The following is a 16,772-nucleotide window of genomic DNA, read 5'->3' as shown; positions in this document are numbered from 1 at the left end:
CCGCTAGCCTGTGCCGGTGCCCGACACCTCGCCCCGTCCGCTCGTCAGGACACCACCCGTCGCACTGACCGGCCCCGTCCTGGTCGTCGGCGCCGGGCTGGTGGGCACCTCGGTGGCGCTGGCGCTGGTCGAGGCGGGCGTCGAGGTGCTGCTGAGCGACCACCACCCCGAGAACGTGCGCACCGCGTCGGGCCTGGGCGCCGGGCGGAGCGCGGAGTCCCGGCCCGGGGCCGAGATCGGGCTCGTCGTCGTCGCCGTGCCGCCCGACGCGCTCGGTGGCGTCGTCGCCGAGGCGCTGCAGCGGCACCCGCGGGCCGTGGTGACCGACGTCGGCAGCGTCAAGACGCAGCCCTTGCTCGAGGTGACGGCCGCCGACCGCGACGTCGTCCACCGCTACGTGGGGTCGCACCCGATGGCGGGCAGCGAGCGCTCCGGGCCGCTGGCCGCGACGTCCACGCTCTTCCAGGGCCGCCCCTGGGCCATCACCCCGCACGCGTCGGCCGACCCCGACGCCGTCGAGACGGTGGAGGCGCTCGTCGCGGTCTGCGGCGGCACGCCCGTCTGGCTGACGCCGGAGGAGCACGACCGCGCCGTCGCCCGCACCTCCCACGTGCCCCACCTCGTCTCCGCGCTGGTCGCCGGTCGGCTGGCCGACGCCCCGGAGCAGCACCTCGCGCTCACCGGGCAGGGCGTGCGCGACGTCACCCGCGTCGCCGGGGGAGACCCGGCCCTCTACGGGCAGATCGTCTCCGGCAACGCCACGGCCGTCGTCGAGCTGCTCGGCGAGGTCCGCGCCGACCTCGACAGGCTCATCGCGGCCGTCGGCGGAGGCGACCGCGGCACGCTCGTCGACCTGCTCGACCACGGCGTCGCCGGCACCCGTGCGATCCCCGCCAAGCACGGCGGCCCGCCGCGCGCGATGCAGTCCGTCTGGGTCTCGGTGCCCGACCACCCGGGCGAGCTCGCGCGGTTGTTCGCCGACGCCGTCGCCAGCGGGGTCAACATCGAGGACATCCGCATCGACCACGACCCCGGCCGCCCCACGGGACGCGTCGAGCTGGTCGTCGACGCCACCCGCGCCGAGCACCTCCTGGGGTCGCTCGAGGAGCGGGAGTGGGTCACGCACCGGTAGGCTGGCCCGCCGTGAGCACCCCGAACCACTCTGCCGAGACCGCCTCCCGACCCGCTGTTCCCGAGGGTCTGGTGATCGCCGTCGACGGCACGTCGGGCTCCGGCAAGTCGAGCACCTCCCGCGGGGCCGCCCAGCGGCTGGGCCTGCGCTACCTCGACACCGGGGCCCAGTTCCGGGCCGTGACGTGGGCGATGCTGCAGGCCGGGGTCGACGTGCACGACGGCCCGGCCGTGGCCGCCCGCTCGGCCGAGCTGATGGTCGTCTCCGGCACCGACCCGGCCGGTCCGACCATCACCGTCGACGGCCAGGACGTCTCGGGCCCCATCCGCACCGACGAGGTGAACGCCGCCGTCAGCCCCGTCAGCGCCGTGCCGGAGGTGCGCGCGCACCTGCTGGCCCTGCAGCGCTCGATCGTCGCCGACCTGCTCGCCGCCGGTCACGGCGTCGTCGTCGAGGGCCGCGACATCGGCTCCGTCGTGCTGCCCGACGCCCCCGTGAAGCTCTACCTCTCGGCCGACCCGTCGGCCCGCGCGACGCGGCGCTCCGCCGAGGAGGGCGGCTCCGACCTCGCTGCCACGGAGCAGTCCCTGCTCGCCCGCGACGCCATCGACTCGGGCCGGGCCACCGCCCCGCTCGTGATGGCCGACGGCGCCGTCCACATCGACACCACCGGCTTCACGCTGGAGGAGGTCATCGCCCAGGTCGTGGCGCTGGCCGAGGCGGTCGAGGCGCACGCGTGACGCGGACCCCCCTCCGCGGTCTCGCCCCGCTCCTCACCGCTCGCACCGGTTCCCGTCCCCACCAGCAGCTCCCGGCCAGCGACGGCGTCCGTCGTCCGCACCGGTGGCTGCTGCACGGCGGGCGGCCGGCCTCGCGTTGGCTCATCCGGCGGCGCTTCGCCGTGCGCCTGCACCACCCCGAGCACGTGCCGCGCCGCGGCGGCGTGGTGCTCGCCGCCAACCACATCGGCTGGGGTGACGGCCCGGTGCTCGCGATCTTCAGCCCGCGCCCGGTCCACGCCCTCACGAAGGTCGAGATGTTCGCCGGCCCGCTCGGCGCGTTCCTGCGCACGTGCGGGCAGATCCCCCTCGACCGCTTCGCCGTCGACGTGACGGCGGTGCGCACCTGCCTGCGGGTGCTCCGGGACGGCGGCGTCGTCGGTGTCTTCCCCGAGGGACGGCGCGGTGGCGGCGACCTCTCCCGCTTCCACCGGGGTGCGGCGTACCTCGCCCTGACCACCGGCGCGCCCGTCGTCCCGGTGGTCGTGATCGGCACCCGGGAGCCCGGTCAGCGCAGCGGGGAGCTGCCACGACGTGGAGGATGCGTGGATCTCTACTACGGTGAGCCCTTGCGCTTGACGCAGCAGCCGTGGCCGCGCACCCGGGAACAGGTGGAGCAGGCCTCGTTGTTGCTCCGTCGGCACATGCTGGCCACCATCGACACGGCGCGCGCGGCCACCGGGCGAGACCTCCCCGGCCCGCTGGCGCCCGACGACCTCGAGGACGACCCCTACACGGGGCTCGTCCACCTCGACCCAGGAGCACCATGACCGAGCACGACGACCGGACCGAGACCGACGCCCACGGCGCGCCGGAGGAGGAGCCCGTCGGGCCGACGCCCGTCCTCGCCATCGTGGGGCGCCCCAACGTCGGCAAGTCGACGCTGGTCAACCGCATCATCGGCCGCCGTGAGGCCGTCGTGGAGGACAAGCCGGGCGTCACCCGCGACCGCGTCTCCTACGACGCCCACTGGAACGGCCGCGCCTTCACCGTCGTCGACACCGGCGGCTGGGACCCCGACGCCCGCGGCCTCGCCGAGCGCATCCGCGAGCAGGCCGAGATCGCCGTCTCGCTCGCCGACGCCGTGCTCTTCGTCGTCGACGCGACGGTGGGCATCACCGACGCCGACGAGGCCGTCGTCCGCGTGCTGCGCAAGGCCGACAAGCCCGTCGTGCTGGCGGCCAACAAGGTCGACGACCAGCGGATCGAGACCGAGTCCTACAGCCTGTGGAACCTCGGCCTCGGCGAGCCCTACCCGGTCTCCGCGATCCACGGCCGTGGGTCGGGCGACCTGCTCGACGCGATCCTCGACGTGCTCCCCGAGACGCCCGAGGCGTCGTACGGCGAGGTCGGCGGCCCGCGCCGCATCGCCATCGTCGGCAAGCCCAACGTCGGAAAGTCGTCGCTGCTCAACAAGCTCGCCGGCGAGAACCGCGTGGTCGTCGACGACGCCTCCGGCACCACGGTCGACCCCGTCGACGAGCTCATCGAGCTCGGCGGCCGCCCCTGGCGCTTCATCGACACCGCGGGCATCCGCAAGCGGGTCAAGGAGGCCTCGGGCCACGAGTACTACGCCTCGCTGCGCACCACGACGGCGATCGACCGCGCCGAGGTCGCCGTGCTCGTGATCGACGGCGGCGCCTCGATCTCCGAGCAGGACCTGCGGATCGTGCAGACCATCCGCGAGGCCGGCCGCGCGCTCGTCATCGCCTTCAACAAGTGGGACAACGTCGACGAGGAGCGCCGCTACTACCTCGACCGCGAGATCGAGCGCGAGCTCGTGCAGGTGCAGTGGGCGCCGCGCATCAACATCACGGCCCGCACGGGCTGGCACGTCGACCGCCTCGTGCCGGCGCTCGACCGCGCCCTCGAGGGCTGGGAGACGCGCGTCGGCACCGGTGCGCTGAACGCGTTCCTCGGGCGCCTCGTCGCCGAGCACCCGCACCCGGTGCGCAGCGGCAAGCAGCCGAAGATCATGTTCGGCACGCAGCCCTCGACCGCTCCGCCGACGTTCATCCTCTTCACCTCCGGCAAGCTCGACGCCTCCTACGAGCGGTTCGTCGAGCGTCGGCTGCGCGAGGAGTACGGCTTCGTCGGCTCGCCCATCGTCATCACCCAGCGCGTGCGGGAGAAGCGCAAGCGCTGAGTGCCTCCCGCCGCCGTCCGGGCGGTGCCCTGCTGCCGTGAGCAGCGCGGTGCCGCCGCGGGCAGCGGGGGGTGGGGTGGCGTCGTACGGCGCCGCAGGCTCGGGGCATGACCGAGAACCGACCCCTGGCGCTGGGCAAGCGCACCTCCGAGGAGCTCCTGGCGCAGCGCGTGCTGCTGCTCGACTCCGCCCTCGACGACGAGATCGGCAGCCAGCTCTGCGCGCAGCTGGTGCTGCTCGCCGACGACGACCCGACCACCGACATCAGCCTCTGGATCAACTCGCCCGGCGGCTCCGTGCCGGCGATGCTGGCCATCACGGACACGATGCGGCTCCTGCCGAACGACGTCTCCACCGTGGCGCTGGGCATGGCCTACAGCGCCGGCCAGTTCCTGCTCTGCAACGGCACCCGGGGCAAGCGCTTCGTGATGCCGCACGCGAAGGTGCTGATGCACCAGGGCTCCGCCGGCATCGGCGGCTACGCCCCCGACATCGAGCTGCAGGCCGACGACCTGCGGTCGGTGCGCGACACGGTGCTCGCGATCATCGCCGAGCGGACCGGCCAGACGCCGGAGACGATCTTCTCCGACTCGCTGCGCGACCGCGTGTACGACGCGGAGGCCGCCGTCGCGTACGGCTTCGCCGACGCGGTGGTGAGCGACCTCGGGCAGCTGCGGCCGGGCGTACGGCGGCCCGTGGGCGTCGGCGCGGGTGCGGGCGGCCGTGGGGGCGTCGGGTTCGCCGGGGTCGCGGGAGGTGCGCGATGAGCACCTACACGATCCCCAACGTCGTCAGCCGCACCCCGCGGGGCGACCGGGTGATGGACGTCTACAGCCGCCTGCTCGAGGAGCGCATCGTCTACCTCGGCACCGAGATCGACGACGGCGTCGCGAACGCGCTCATCGCCCAGGTGCTGCACCTCGACGCGGAGAACCCCGAGCTGCCGATCAACCTCTACGTGAACTCGCCCGGCGGCTCGGTGACCTCGACGTTCGCGCTCTACGACACGCTGCAGTACGTGCGGGCGCCGGTGGCGACGACCTGCGTGGGCCAGGCGTTCTCGTCGACGGCGCTGCTGCTCGCCGCCGGGGAGCCTGGGAAGCGCTCGGTGCTGCCGCACGCCCGGGTGCTGCTCCACCAGCCGGCGGGCCAGGGCCGCGGCACGATCCCGGACCTCATCCTCGCGGCCGACGAGATCCTCACGGTGCGCTCCGAGCTGGAGGAGGCGTTGAGCAGGCACACGGGCCAGAGCGTGGCGACGCTGCGGCGCGACACCGACCGCGACCGGATCCTCCGCGCCGACGAGGCCGTGGCCTACGGGCTGGCCGACACGGTGATCCGGCTGAAGCCGCTGCCGGGGGAGTAGGCCTCAGGCGGCGAGAGCGAGCGGGCCGCGGAGGCGGCCGGCGGGCGCCTGGTGACCGGTCAGGTCGCGGGCGGGCTCCGGGGCGAGGTCGCGGGCGACCTCGCGGGTGAGGTCGAGGAGCGTCAGGTCGAGCGCCCCGGCGACGGCCGCGAGGATCTCGGACGAGGCGTCCTTGAGGCCCCGCTCCAGCTCGGAGAGGTACTGCGTCGAGACGCCGGCCCGCTCGGCGGTCTCGGCCAGCTTCTCCGCCCGCTCGTGGCGGTGCCGGCGCAGCACACGGCCGGTGAGCTCGCGCCACAGCGGTTCGGGGGCCGGGCGTGCGCCGTACGCACCGGTGCTCCCGGTCGGGAGGGTGGTCGGGGTCATCCGCAGCAGCTCGCCCATGGGCCGATGCTAGGCACGCCGTACGACGTCGGACCGCCCGTTCTGCTGAGGGCGGAACGGGTCAGGCGTCACCGGCGAGGTCGTCCCAGAGCGCGGCGGTCTCGGACTCGACGTCCCCGAGGGCCGACGTCGGGCGGATGCGCTGCAGGTTGCGCCCGCCCCGGTCGAAGGTCTGGCGCACCGCCGCCGGGGCCTCGTCGTCCTCCACCGGCTCGGGGAGCCACGTGCACGGCCGCAGGTGGGTGAGGTCGTGGGTGTGGGCCTCGGAGGAGCGGTCCTGGTACCAGGGTCCGACGAGCCGGCCGAGGCGCAGCGGGCCGTCGGGGGTGCGGGTCCACACGAAGGTGCCCTCGGGCAGCTCGGCGAAGCGACGGAGCCGCTCGCCGACGCGCTCGTCGTACGCGCGGGTGACGAGCTCGACGGCGTGCTCGAGCTCGCCGGCGTCCTGCCGCAGCCGCCCACCCACGCCGCACACGTCGTGGGCGAGCGCCCAGGTGACGGCGGCGGCGTGGTCGACGGTGTGGTTGCGCGAGCGCAGGGGAGCGCGGACCACGGGTGAGGACGGTGACATCCGCGCAGTCTCGCAGGATCGGGGCCGCGACCGCCTGCGGTGCCTCGAGCGGCGAGGACCCGACGCCGTGAGCACGACGCGGCGGTAGGGTCCCGTGCCGGGTCCGACGGAGGCGCCCGTTCCACGGAAGGACGCGAGCGATGGCAGCACCGAGGAGGCACCCCGACGGGCCGCGGGAGCGGGCGACCCGGACGACGGTCGCTCCGCGGCGCGTCGTGAGCGTGGCGACCGTCGGGCTCCTCCTCGCCCTGGCGGGCTGCACGTCGACGGACCCGTCGGACTCGGCGGACCCGTCGGCCGACTCGTCGTCGGCCGGACCCGACATCGTCGTCGACGTGCTGCAGCAGGACTGGCGGCACGTGCCCGGGGTCGTCGCGGACGGCGACGGGCTGCGGGTGACGGCGACGGGGAGGAGCATCGTCGAGCAGGACGGCGGCGGAGGTCAGCCGAACCCGCCGGTCAACCTCGCGGGAACCCACCTGGTGGCCGCGGACGACTTCTCCCTCAGTGCGTCGTTCGCGGACGTGACCGCCGATGCCATCCTGGCTGTCCACGACAGCCCGCCGGTGATCGCCGACGAGTTCCTGATCGAGCCGGCAGGTCTGCGGCTCACGCTCCGCGGCGACGACCTCCGGATCGCCGTCTTCGACGGCTCCGACCAGCAGGACGTGACCGACCCTCGACCGGCGTACGACGAGCACGTGACGGTCCCCGACCCCGAGGCGGAGCTCTCCGTGCACCGTTCCGGTGACCGGCTCGAGATCGCGAGCGGTGGCGAGACGGTGGCCTCGCCGTCCCCGGGCGACGTGTTCGACTCGGGCGAGCTCTGGCTGGGCTTGTCGAGCGACGAGGGGTCCTTCACGGTCGGTTCGCTCACGGCGACCGCACCGGACGGTGCGTCCCTGGCCACCGCGGGTCCTGCCGCGGCCGACGCGGAACCGTCTCCGGACGGTCTGCAGGCTCTCGCCGTCCGCACTCGACCCGACTTCCTGGTCGGCGCGGCGGTGGCCCTCGGTCCACTTGCCTCGGACGCCGACTACGCCGCCGCCTTCGTGGGCGACTTCGGCGCCCTCACCCCGGAGAACGTGATGAAGCCGCAGGCGCTCTCCCCGCGGCAGGGCGAGTACCACTTCGAGGAGGCCGACGCCCTCCTCGACCTCGCGGAGAGCAAGGGCATCTCGGTGCACGGCCACACCATCGCCTTCACCGAGGCGATGCCCGGCTGGATGCGCGAGCTGCCCACCGGCTCCGAGCAGGAGCGCCGGGCCAGCGCCGACGTCCTGCTCGACTACGTGACCACCGTGGTCACGCACTTCCGGGGGCGTCTCGACTCGCTCGACGTCGTCAACGAGCCGTTCGACGTCGACCAGGGCACCGGTCTGCAGGAGAACGTCTGGTACCGCGTCTTCGGGCCGGGCTACCCGGTGGTCGTCTCGCAGGCGGTCCACGTCGCGGACCCGGAGGTCAGGCAGTTCATCAACGAGAACGGTGCCGACGTGCCGGGCCCCCGTCAGGACGCCCTGCTCCAGCTCGCCCTCGACACGAACGAGCAGGGTGGGCACATCGACGGCGTGGGGCTGCAGGCCCACGTCTACGACCTCGGGACCGACGCCATCTCGGCCGACGACCTCACGACGACGCTCGACAGCGTCGAGGATGCCGGGCTGGTGGCCCGGATCTCGGAGAACGACGTCACGGACGCCGAGGGTCAGGACGCCCAGGCGGAGCAGTACGCCACGGTCCTCGCCACCTGCCTCCGCTCTCGGGCGTGCGTCTCCTACACGACGTGGGGGGTGGACGACCGCTACGACTGGTTCGTCGACGACGACGGGCTGCAGCAGGGGCACGACCTCCTGTTCGACGACGGGGAGCCGACGCCGGCGTACGTCGCACTGACCGAGGTGCTCGCGGACTGACCCCGGGCCCGCGAGGCGGGTGAGGACGGTGACATCCCCGCAGCCTCGCTGGATCGGGGGCGCAGCCCGGACAATGGCGCGGTGACCGTCCGCCGCCCGCTCCGCAGCCGCCCCCTGGTGCTCGCGGTCGGGCTCGCGCTCGTCGCCACGGGCTGCTCGCTGGGCGACGCGCCCACCCCGGGGGTGGCCGACGACGGGGCCGGCCCCACGTCGTACCGGATCGCCCCCGACTGCCCGCCGCCCCCGGCCGAGCCGCCGGCGGTGTCGGTCGACCTGCTCAACACCTACCTCGCGGAGACCGACCTGCCGGCCTGGCAGGCCGCCGACATCGGCGCCAGAACCCAGCTCAGCGACGGCCGGCTCGTGTGGGTCTTCGGCGACACCGTGCGGACGGACGCGTACTCGCCGCAGGTGGTCTCGAACTCGATGCTCGTGAGCTCGGGCGTCTGCGCGGGGCAGGTGCTTCCCGACGGCGACGGCCCGATCGTGCCCGACACCACGACCGACCTCGACGGCGGTGGCGAGGTGGTGCACTGGCCGATGTCGGTCGTCGCGCTGGAGCCTGGGCACGAGTTCGCCGACGGCGAGACCACCGACGTGCTGGTGGTGCTGACGGCGCGGACCCGTCGCGGCGGCACGGGCAACGACGCGGCGCTCGACTACGCCTTCCTCGGCACGACCGCCTCCGTCTTCACGGTCAGCGCCGGTGGCGCCCCCACGCTCGTCGAGAGCATGGAGGTCACCCCCGACGACGCGTCGCTCGACCAGGTCAACTGGGGCGCGGCGGCGACGGTGACGGACGACTGGTTCTACGTCTACGGCACGCGGCAGGTCGAGGGCTCCTTCGGGCGCGAGCTGCACGTCGCCCGCGTGCCGGTCGACGACCCGCGCGACCGCAGCCGGTGGGAGTTCTGGGACGGCGGCGACTGGCAGGCCGACATCGGGTCGTCGGTGGCCGTGCTCCCGGCGGACGGCGGGGTCTCGCAGACGTTGTCGGTCGACGCGCTCGACCCGTCGGGGTCGGCGGGCTTCGTCGCCGTGTCGAAGCAGGACGGCGACCTCGGCGACTTCGCGACGGTGTGGTCGGCGCCCGCGCCGTACGGACCGTGGACCCAGGGCGACCGCGTGCCCGCACCCGCCGGCTTCGACACCGGCAACCTGCTCTACGCTCCGCTGGCGCACCCGGAGATCGAGCTCGCCGACGGGCGGTTGCTGGTCTCGGTGTCGCGCAACACGACCGACTTCGGGCGGCTGCTGGCCGAGCCCACCGAGGTCGGCCGTCCGGTGTTCACGGAGATCGACCGACCCTGAGACGCGCTTGCGATGTTCGAACAAATGTTCGATCATCGTGGGGTGTCCGCCTCCGCCGTCGAACCCTCCGTCGTGGCCCAGCTGCGCGACCGGATGGCGGCGATGCAGGGCGGCCCGACCCGGCTGCCCGTGCCCACCCACCCCACGCTCTCGCCGCTGCTGCAGCTGCGGGCCGGGGGCTCGTACGGCGTCGACTCGGCGTCGCTGGCCCTCGCGCTGATGGCGGGGGCGTCGGCCGCCGGGGAGTGGGTCGCGGTCGTCGGCTGGCCCGACCTCGGTGTCCAGGCGGCGCTCGACCTCGGGGTCGACCTCGCGCGCACGGTGCTCGTGCCCGACCCGGCCGAGCACTGGCTGGAGGCGACCGCCGCCCTCGTCGACGTGGTGAAGCTGGTCGTGCTGCGGCCGCGTGGTCGGGTCGACGCCAAGGCGGCCGGCGTGCTCGACGCCCGCCTGCGCAAGCGGTCGGCGGTGCTCGTGGTCTGGGGCGAGTGGCCCCGCTGCGAGGCGCGGCTGACGACGGAGGCGACCCGCTGGTCCGGCCTCGACCAGGGGGCCGGTCGGCTGCGTGACCGGCGGGCGCGGCTCGCCGTACGACGCGGGTCGGCGCCCCCGCGCCAGGCCGACCTCTGGTTCCCGGGGACCGACGAGCCGCTGGCGCCGATGGAGCCGGTGCGCCCCGCGGAGCGCGTCCGGTCGTCGCCGGTGCGACTGGAGTCCGTCGACGGCCGCGGCGCCCGCGAGGTCGGCTAGTGGCCGGGCGGGTGCTCGTGGTCTGGTGCCCCGACTGGTCGGTGGTGGCCGCGCTCGCCGACGAGGAGCTGTCGCTCGCCCTGCCCGCGGCGGTGCTGTCGCGCAACGTGGTCGAGGTGTGCAACGGGCCGGCGCGCACCGAGGGGGTACGCCGCGGGATGCGCCGCAGGGACGCGCAGGCGCGCTGCCCCGAGCTGCTGCTCCTCGAGGTGAACCCCGATCGCGACGCCCGGGCGTTCGAGCCGGTGCTGGCCGCGGTCGAGGCCGTGCGGCCGGGGGTGGCGCCGCTGCGCCCCGGGCTGCTGGCGATCCGGGCGCCCGGCCGGTTCTACGGCGGCGAGCCGCACGCGGCCGCGCTGCTGGCCGAGACGCTCGTCGATGCCGGGGTCTGGGACGTGCGCATCGGCGTCGCCGACGACCTCTTCACCGCCGAGCAGGCGGCGCGGCGCGCCGACGTGCAGACCCACGTGGTCGTCGAGCCGGGGGAGTCGGCCGTCTACCTGCGCGCCCTGCCGGTGGAGGCGCTGCTGGCCGACGGGGCGGCGACCGAGCTGGTCTCGCTGCTGCGGCGGCTCGGGCTGCGCACGCTCGGCGACTTCGCGGCCCTGCCCGGCGGTGACGTCGGACGCCGCTTCGGGGCGTACGGCGCGGAGATCTGGCGCCGGGCCCGGGGCGAGGACACGACGCTGCTGGGTGCGCGTCGTCCACCGCCCGAGCTGGCCTGCGAGGTGGTCTTCGAGCCGCCCCTGGAGTCGGTGGAGGCCATCTGCTTCAGCGTGCGCACGACCACCGAGACGTTCGTGGCCGGGCTGGCCGAGCGGCAGCTCGTGGCTACCGCGGTGCGCGTCGAGGCCTCGTGCGCGGGGCCGCGGGGCGAGGACGTCGTGGTCTCGTCGCGTGCCTGGCTGCACCCGCGGCACTTCTCCGCCCGCGACCTCGTCGACCGGGTGCACTGGCAGCTGCAGGGCCAGGCCCAGGGGTCGGTGCGCAGCCGACGCTCCGTGGCGGCGATCGCGGAGCCGGTGACACGGGTGCGCTTCGTGCCCGAGGTGGCCGAGCCGGCCGCCGCCCACGCGGAGGCGCTCTGGGGCGGTGGCGCCGACGAGCTCGTCGAGCGCGGCATGGCGCGGGTGCAGGCGATGCTCGGCTACGACGCGGTGGTCGTGCCGGTCGCCCAGGGCGGGCGTACGCCGGCCGCCCGGCAGGCAGTGGTGCCGTGGGGGGAGCGCTCGGTCGGGCTCCGCCCCGTCGACCGGCCGTGGCCCGGACAGGTCCCCGGCCCGGCGCCCGTGCGGGTCTTCGCCGAGCCGCTGCCGAGCGAGGTGCTCGACGCGGGCGGGGTGCCCGTGCGGGTCGACGAGCGGGGCTGGGTCACGGGGGAGCCGACCACCGTGCGGGTGCCCGACGCCGGCTGGCTGCCCGTCGACGCCTGGGCCGGCCCGTGGCCGGTCGACGAGGCGTGGTGGGAGGAGTCCGGCTCACCGACCCGGCGCGCGGCGCGGTTCCAGGTCGTCGGCGTCGACGGGCGCGCGTGGCTCATGGCGTGCACCGACGACGGGTGGTGGGTCGAGGCGGGGTACGACTGAGGGGCTCGCTCGGGTCGGCTCGGCTCGCGGCGGGTCGGGCCGGGCTGCGGGGCGGGAAAACGCGGACCCGGCTGGCGCCGTACCCGAAAACGCGGACCCCGTGGCCCCGGATCCTTGGCGTGTCGGCGGAGGCGGCCGCACTTTCGTCCTCGGCCGACCGGTGACCTCGTCAGCCGGGCGTCACGTCCGGTCGTACGTGACGACCCGCACCCCGCCCGCGAGCGGCACCTCGGCGACGGGGTGGAAGGTGCACGGCGCGAAGGGCCCGGCGAACAGCGGAATCCCGGACCCGATGATCGACGGGTTGACCTTGAGCACGAGGCGGTCGATCTCCGGGAGCAGGGAGTGCGCGAGCGTGCCGCCACCGACGAGCCAGACGTCGAGCCCGTCCTCGGCCTTGAGCCGGCGCACGCGGTCGAGGGCGTCGTCGCGCACGAGCTCGACCCGTTCGCCGGGCACCGAGGTCAGGGTCGTCGAGAGCACCAGGTGACGCAGGTGCGGGTAGGCGTCGGTGACGCCGGCGACGAGCCCGACCTCGTAGGACCGGCGGCCCTCGACCACCGTGTCGAACGCCCGACCAGGACCGTCGAGCCCCATCGCCGCGCGAGCCGGACCCGGGAGCGTCTCGGGGTAGTGCTCGACGAGGAAGGCGACGAGGTCCTCGGTGACCGGCAGGAACGGCTCGCCGGACGGATCCCCGCCGTCGGGGCCGGCGATGAAGCCGTCGAGGGTGGTGGCGACGAAGTAGACGAGCTTGCGCACGGGGTTCCTCTCACGATGGGCATGGTCACGCTGACGGGCGCACCCGTGCCCGGTCAAACGGTTTCCGTCTCGGACCGGGCCGATCACCAACCGAGCAGCGCGGCGACGCCCCACGCATCCACGCGCTGCCCCGCTCCACGTGACCCACCTCACGAAACTCGTGCCCGTGCGGCAGTGCCGATCCGGGTCGTCGTACCGACCAACTCATGCCGCCGTCACCTGACGAGCGGTCGGCCCCCGCCAGCAACGGCAAGCACCCTTCGACACGACACCAGGAGACACGCAGATGCCGACCACCGCCACGACCACCGCCGAGCCACGCCTCACCGCCCGGCTCGCCGCCGAGACGGTCGGCACGTTCTGGCTCGTCCTCGCCGGATGCGGCACCGCCGTCCTCGCGGGCGACGAGGTCGGGTTCCTCGGCGTCGCGCTCGCGTTCGGTCTCGCCGTCCTCACGATGGCGTACGCCGTGGGCCACGTCTCGGGGGGCCACTTCAACCCTGCCGTCACCATCGGGCTGGCCGTCGGTCGCCGCTTCGGCTGGAAGGACGTGCCAGCGTACGTCGCGGCGCAGGTCGTCGGGGCCGGCATCGCCGCCGGGATCCTGTTCGTCATCGCCTCGGGCCGTGACGGCTTCTCCGCGAGCGACGGGTTCGCCACCAACGGCTACGGCGCCTCGTCGCCCGGGGGCTACGACCTCCTCGCGGCCGCGGTCACCGAGGTGGTCCTGACCGCGCTGTTCGTCTACATCATCCTGGGCGTCACCCACCACCGCGCGCCCGTCGGCTTCGCGCCCCTGGCTATCGGTCTCGCGCTGACGCTCATCCACCTCATCTCGATCCCGGTCACCAACACGTCGGTCAACCCGGCCCGCTCCCTCGGCGTCGCCTGGTTCGACACCGCCGCGCTCGGCCAGGTCTGGCTCTTCGTGGTGGCCCCGATCGCGGGTGCCGTCATCGCCGGGCTGACGTTCGCGGCCGTGACCGGAAACCACCGCGACCGCGACGACATCGCCGGCGTCGAGACCGCGTAGCCGGGTGGGCCCCACCGCGGGCCGACCGATCCGAACGCACGAGCCCACCGAAGACCCAGTGCCACACCACGAAGGAGACCCACTCATGTCGAAGGCCAAGACCAAGGTGAAGACCGGTCTGTTCGCGCTGCTCGGACGTCTGTTCTGGACGATCCTGGCCCGCATCGGGCTGCCCTACGCCAAGAACAAGGTCCAGCAGCGACGCAACCGGAAGGCCTGATATGCCCATCACCATCGACGGCGTGAGCCACGTCCGCCTCACCGTCCGCGACATCGCCACCTCCCGCGCCTTCTACGACGGCGTGTTCGGCTGGGACGTCGCCTTCGAGCTGCCCGACGACGCCGACGAGGCGACGCGCGAGAAGCTCTGGTTCCTCTTCGGCGGCGTCATCTACTCCATCCCCGGCGGACTGCTCGGTCTGCGCCCGGTCGCCCCCGGTGACGACGCGTTCTCCGAGGACCGCGTCGGCCTCGACCACCTCTCCTTCACGGTCCCCGACCGTGGCGAGCTCGACGCGGCCACCGAGCTGCTCGACTCGCTCGGCGTCGCGCACGGCGGCGTCAAGGACGCCGGCGGCATGCACATCCTCGAGTTCCGCGACCCCGACGGGATCGCGCTCGAGCTCTCCGCGCCGAGCGCCTGACCGGCGCCGCACGGCGGACACGAGCCCCTGCGGCTATCGTGCCCGTCGTGCGGCAGCGTTCTCTCGAGACGGCGGACCGGTGCGTGTCACCGGTTCACCTCCCCGGGGATACCCCGGGGGCCACCGACACGGTCGGGCACAGCACCGCGCGCGACTCGCTGCGCTCCGCTGCAGGTCATCGCGCGCACGACGGGACTGGTCGAGCAGCGCTGCCGCATTCCACCCTCCGGCGCCCGTCGCGTCGTCCATGAGGGACGACCTCGCCCGCGCGCTCGCCGCGGGCTTCCTCGCCGGTGAGTGGACCGTTCCCGGTCTCGCGAGGAGCGGGGCGGTCGTCATCGGCCGACGCCCGCGGTGGCTCACGCCCCTCGCCCGCCAGACGCTCGAGCTCTACCCGCGTCCGCCGCTCGACCGGCCGCGGGAGCTCGCCACGAACCTCCCCACCCTCGCCGCCGCGGCGAAGGTCGCGCGCACGCGGCCCGTCGTGCAACCCGTCGCCGAGACCCGGATGCTCACCAACCGGTGGCGCCTCCCGGAGCTCCACCGGGTGGCCGACCTCGCCGACCTCCTCGAGCTGACGCCGTCCGAGCTCGACTGGTTCGCCGACCCGCGGCACCTCGCCCGGTCGGCCTCGGACCGGCCCCTCCAGCACTACCGCGTGAGCCACCGGGTGGCGGCCAGCGGCGGGATCCGCGTGCTCGAGGCACCCAAGCGTCGCCTCCGCACGCTCCAGCGCACGCTCCTGGACGACGTCCTCTCCCTCGTCCCGCCCCACGACGCGGCGCGCGGTGCCGCGCCCCGCCGACGTCCGGCTCCTGGACGCCCACTGGCGCCTGGGCCGACGGCTCGCGCTGCCGCACCTCCCGCAGGGCGCGCCCACCTCGCCGGCGATCGCGAACCTGGCGGCGTTCCGGCTCGACGTACGCCTCGACGCCCTCGCGCGGTCGTGGGGCGGTCGCTACACCCGGTACGCCGACGACCTCGCCCTCTCCGGGGACCGCGGCTGGGGCACCGGCACCTCGCGGCTCCTGGACGCCGTCGAGGCGGTCGTGCGGGACGAGGGCTTTTGGCTGAACCCCCGCAAGACCGGGGTCATGCCCCGGGCCGGGCGCCAGACCCTGGGCGGCCTCGTCGTCAACGACCGGCCCCGGGTCTCGCGGCAGGACGTCGACCGCCTGCGCGCCATCGTCCACAACTGTCGCGTCCACGGGCCGAGCACGCAGAACCACGAGGGGCACCCGGCCTTCGAGCAGCACCTGCGCGGGCGGATCGCCTGGGTGGCCCACCACGACCCGGTGCGCGGGGCCCGGCTGCTGGCCGAGCACGCCGCGGTCGACTGGACGCGCTGACCCCGTCGCCGCTCGGCGCGGCCTGCGGTTGGATGGTGGTCATGCGACTCCTCGTGCTCGGTGGGACCGTCTTCCTCTCCCACGCCGTCGCAGCGGCGGCGGTGGCGCGCGGCCACGAGGTGGTGTGCGCCGCGCGGGGCGTCTCGGGGCGGGTGCCCGACGGCGCCCGGCTGGAGGTCGTCGACCGTGGGGTCGCACAGGTGCCCGAGGGGCCGTTCGACGCGGTGCTCGACGTCACCGACGAGCCCGAGCACGTACGGCGGGCGCTCGCCGTCCACGGCCGCGAGGCCTCCGACGCCCACTGGGTCTTCGTGTCGACCGTCAGCACGTACGTCGACCAGGCCACCCCCGGCCAGACCCCCGCGACGGGAGCCGTGCACCCCGGCGCCGATCTCCCGGCGGACGACCCCGCGGCGTACGGACCCCGCAAGGTGCTCTGCGAGCAGCTCGTCACGGCAGGCGCGGTGTCGAGCACGGTCGTGCGCCCGGGCCTCGTGGTGGGTCCGGGCGATCCGTCGGGACGGTTCGCCTACTGGCCTTCACGGCTCGACCGCGCCGCGGACGGCGAGCCCGTGCTGGCTCCCGGCGACCCGGCGGACGTGGTGCAGGTGATCGACGTGCGCGACCTGGCGGAGTGGCTGGTCACCCTCGCGGAGACGCGCCGCACGGGCACGTACGACGGGGTGGGCCCGCTGCTGCCGCTCGGCGAGGCGCTGGACCTCGTGGCGGAGGGCTGCGGTGCGCGCCCGACGTGGCGATGGACGGCGTCGGACGACCTCGAGCGCCTCGACGTGCGGCCGTGGAGCGGGCTGCCGTCGCTCCCGCTGTGGCTGCCGCGCCCGGCGTACGACGGCATGCTCGCCCACGACCCGGCCCCCGCGGCGGCCGCGGGCTTGGCGTGCCGACCGCTCGTCGAGACCGTCCGGGACACGCTCGCCTGGCTGCACACCGCCCCGGACGCGGCCGTCACGGGGTTGACGGCGGCCGAGGAGGCCGCGGTGCTGGCGGAGCTGCCGTAGCCGGGACGGGTTCGGCGTTTTCCT

18 protein-coding genes are annotated in these 16,772 nt (G+C 74.7%); 15 read left to right on the top strand and 3 right to left on the bottom strand.

What is annotated here, in order from left to right:
- Window positions 1-16 precede the first annotated feature (16 nt).
- From K329_RS0111825 to K329_RS0111800, 6 genes are all read left to right on the top strand, one after another.
- A complete protein-coding gene (locus K329_RS0111825) occupies window positions 17-1,132 on the top strand; it encodes a prephenate dehydrogenase (protein ID WP_084541239.1) in 1,116 nt (371 codons plus the stop codon).
- 11 nt (window positions 1,133-1,143) lie between these two features.
- Window positions 1,144-1,872 (top strand): (d)CMP kinase, encoded by a 729-nt coding sequence (gene cmk, locus K329_RS0111820; protein WP_028473204.1) that lies wholly within the window; start codon window positions 1,144-1,146, stop codon window positions 1,870-1,872.
- Window positions 1,869-2,681: a lysophospholipid acyltransferase family protein gene (locus tag K329_RS26370; protein WP_084541229.1), complete on the top strand. Its 813-nt coding sequence runs from the start codon at window positions 1,869-1,871 to the stop codon at window positions 2,679-2,681. Before cmk ends, K329_RS26370 begins: the two co-directional genes overlap by 4 nt.
- A complete protein-coding gene (gene der, locus K329_RS0111810) occupies window positions 2,678-4,057 on the top strand; it encodes a ribosome biogenesis GTPase Der (RefSeq protein WP_028473203.1) in 1,380 nt (459 codons plus the stop codon). Before K329_RS26370 ends, der begins: the two co-directional genes overlap by 4 nt.
- A gap of 107 nt (window positions 4,058-4,164) precedes the next feature.
- Window positions 4,165-4,824 (top strand): ClpP family protease, encoded by a 660-nt coding sequence (locus tag K329_RS26365; RefSeq protein ID WP_052336781.1) that lies wholly within the window; start codon window positions 4,165-4,167, stop codon window positions 4,822-4,824.
- Entirely contained in the window at window positions 4,821-5,423 is a 603-nt protein-coding gene (locus tag K329_RS0111800) for a ClpP family protease (protein WP_028473202.1), read from the top strand. The genes K329_RS26365 and K329_RS0111800 overlap by 4 nt, the downstream gene beginning before the upstream one ends.
- A gap of 3 nt (window positions 5,424-5,426) precedes the next feature.
- On the opposite strand, the gene K329_RS26360 is transcribed toward K329_RS0111800, so the two are convergent.
- Both K329_RS26360 and K329_RS0111790 read right to left on the bottom strand, forming a co-directional pair.
- Window positions 5,427-5,807, bottom strand: coding sequence for a helix-turn-helix domain-containing protein (locus K329_RS26360; protein ID WP_245596527.1), 381 nt, complete (start codon window positions 5,805-5,807; stop codon window positions 5,427-5,429).
- A 61-nt stretch (window positions 5,808-5,868) separates the two neighbouring features.
- On the bottom strand, window positions 5,869-6,360 hold the full coding sequence (locus tag K329_RS0111790) for a GAF domain-containing protein (protein ID WP_211225833.1): 492 nt from the start codon (window positions 6,358-6,360) through the stop codon (window positions 5,869-5,871).
- 158 nt (window positions 6,361-6,518) lie between these two features.
- Between K329_RS0111790 and K329_RS0111785 the strand changes: the two genes are divergently transcribed.
- From K329_RS0111785 to K329_RS31925, 4 genes are all read left to right on the top strand, one after another.
- Window positions 6,519-8,294, top strand: a complete 1,776-nt coding sequence (locus tag K329_RS0111785) for an endo-1,4-beta-xylanase (protein ID WP_052336780.1) — start codon at window positions 6,519-6,521, stop codon at window positions 8,292-8,294.
- Window positions 8,295-8,375: 81 nt separating this feature from the next.
- Window positions 8,376-9,605, top strand: a complete 1,230-nt coding sequence (locus K329_RS0111780; RefSeq protein WP_028473199.1) for a DUF4185 domain-containing protein — start codon at window positions 8,376-8,378, stop codon at window positions 9,603-9,605.
- Window positions 9,606-9,647: 42 nt separating this feature from the next.
- Window positions 9,648-10,355: a hypothetical protein gene (locus K329_RS0111775; RefSeq protein ID WP_028473198.1), complete on the top strand. Its 708-nt coding sequence runs from the start codon at window positions 9,648-9,650 to the stop codon at window positions 10,353-10,355.
- The gene (locus K329_RS31925; RefSeq protein WP_028473197.1) at window positions 10,355-11,941 is read left to right on the top strand and encodes a DNA polymerase Y family protein; all 1,587 of its coding nucleotides are present in this window, start codon (window positions 10,355-10,357) and stop codon (window positions 11,939-11,941) included. Before K329_RS0111775 ends, K329_RS31925 begins: the two co-directional genes overlap by 1 nt.
- Before the next feature lie 180 nt (window positions 11,942-12,121).
- On the opposite strand, the gene K329_RS0111765 is transcribed toward K329_RS31925, so the two are convergent.
- Window positions 12,122-12,703, bottom strand: coding sequence for a dihydrofolate reductase family protein (locus tag K329_RS0111765; RefSeq protein ID WP_028473196.1), 582 nt, complete (start codon window positions 12,701-12,703; stop codon window positions 12,122-12,124).
- Between the two features lie 286 nt (window positions 12,704-12,989).
- Between K329_RS0111765 and aqpZ the strand changes: the two genes are divergently transcribed.
- The 5 genes from aqpZ to K329_RS0111740 all read left to right on the top strand — a co-directional run bounded on the left by aqpZ (window position 12,990) and on the right by K329_RS0111740 (window position 16,748).
- Window positions 12,990-13,736 carry an aquaporin Z gene (aqpZ, locus tag K329_RS0111760; RefSeq protein WP_028473195.1) on the top strand — a complete coding sequence of 249 codons (747 nt, stop codon included), beginning with the start codon at window positions 12,990-12,992 and terminating at the stop codon, window positions 13,734-13,736.
- Window positions 13,737-13,821: 85 nt separating this feature from the next.
- Window positions 13,822-13,956: a hypothetical protein gene (locus tag K329_RS31920; RefSeq protein ID WP_281169808.1), complete on the top strand. Its 135-nt coding sequence runs from the start codon at window positions 13,822-13,824 to the stop codon at window positions 13,954-13,956.
- 22 nt (window positions 13,957-13,978) lie between these two features.
- Window positions 13,979-14,380: a VOC family protein gene (locus K329_RS0111750; RefSeq protein WP_211225832.1), complete on the top strand. Its 402-nt coding sequence runs from the start codon at window positions 13,979-13,981 to the stop codon at window positions 14,378-14,380.
- A 788-nt stretch (window positions 14,381-15,168) separates the two neighbouring features.
- Window positions 15,169-15,729 (top strand): reverse transcriptase domain-containing protein, encoded by a 561-nt coding sequence (locus tag K329_RS31470; protein WP_052336778.1) that lies wholly within the window; start codon window positions 15,169-15,171, stop codon window positions 15,727-15,729.
- A gap of 41 nt (window positions 15,730-15,770) precedes the next feature.
- The gene (locus tag K329_RS0111740) at window positions 15,771-16,748 is read left to right on the top strand and encodes an NAD-dependent epimerase/dehydratase family protein (protein WP_028473193.1); all 978 of its coding nucleotides are present in this window, start codon (window positions 15,771-15,773) and stop codon (window positions 16,746-16,748) included.
- Window positions 16,749-16,772 lie beyond the last annotated feature (24 nt).

This window comes from Nocardioides alkalitolerans DSM 16699 (assembly GCF_000426525.1).
GTDB classification, from domain to species: domain Bacteria; phylum Actinomycetota; class Actinomycetes; order Propionibacteriales; family Nocardioidaceae; genus Nocardioides; species Nocardioides alkalitolerans.
The sequence above is the reverse complement of the archived record's forward strand: the minus strand, read 5'-3'. Positions and strand labels throughout refer to the sequence as shown.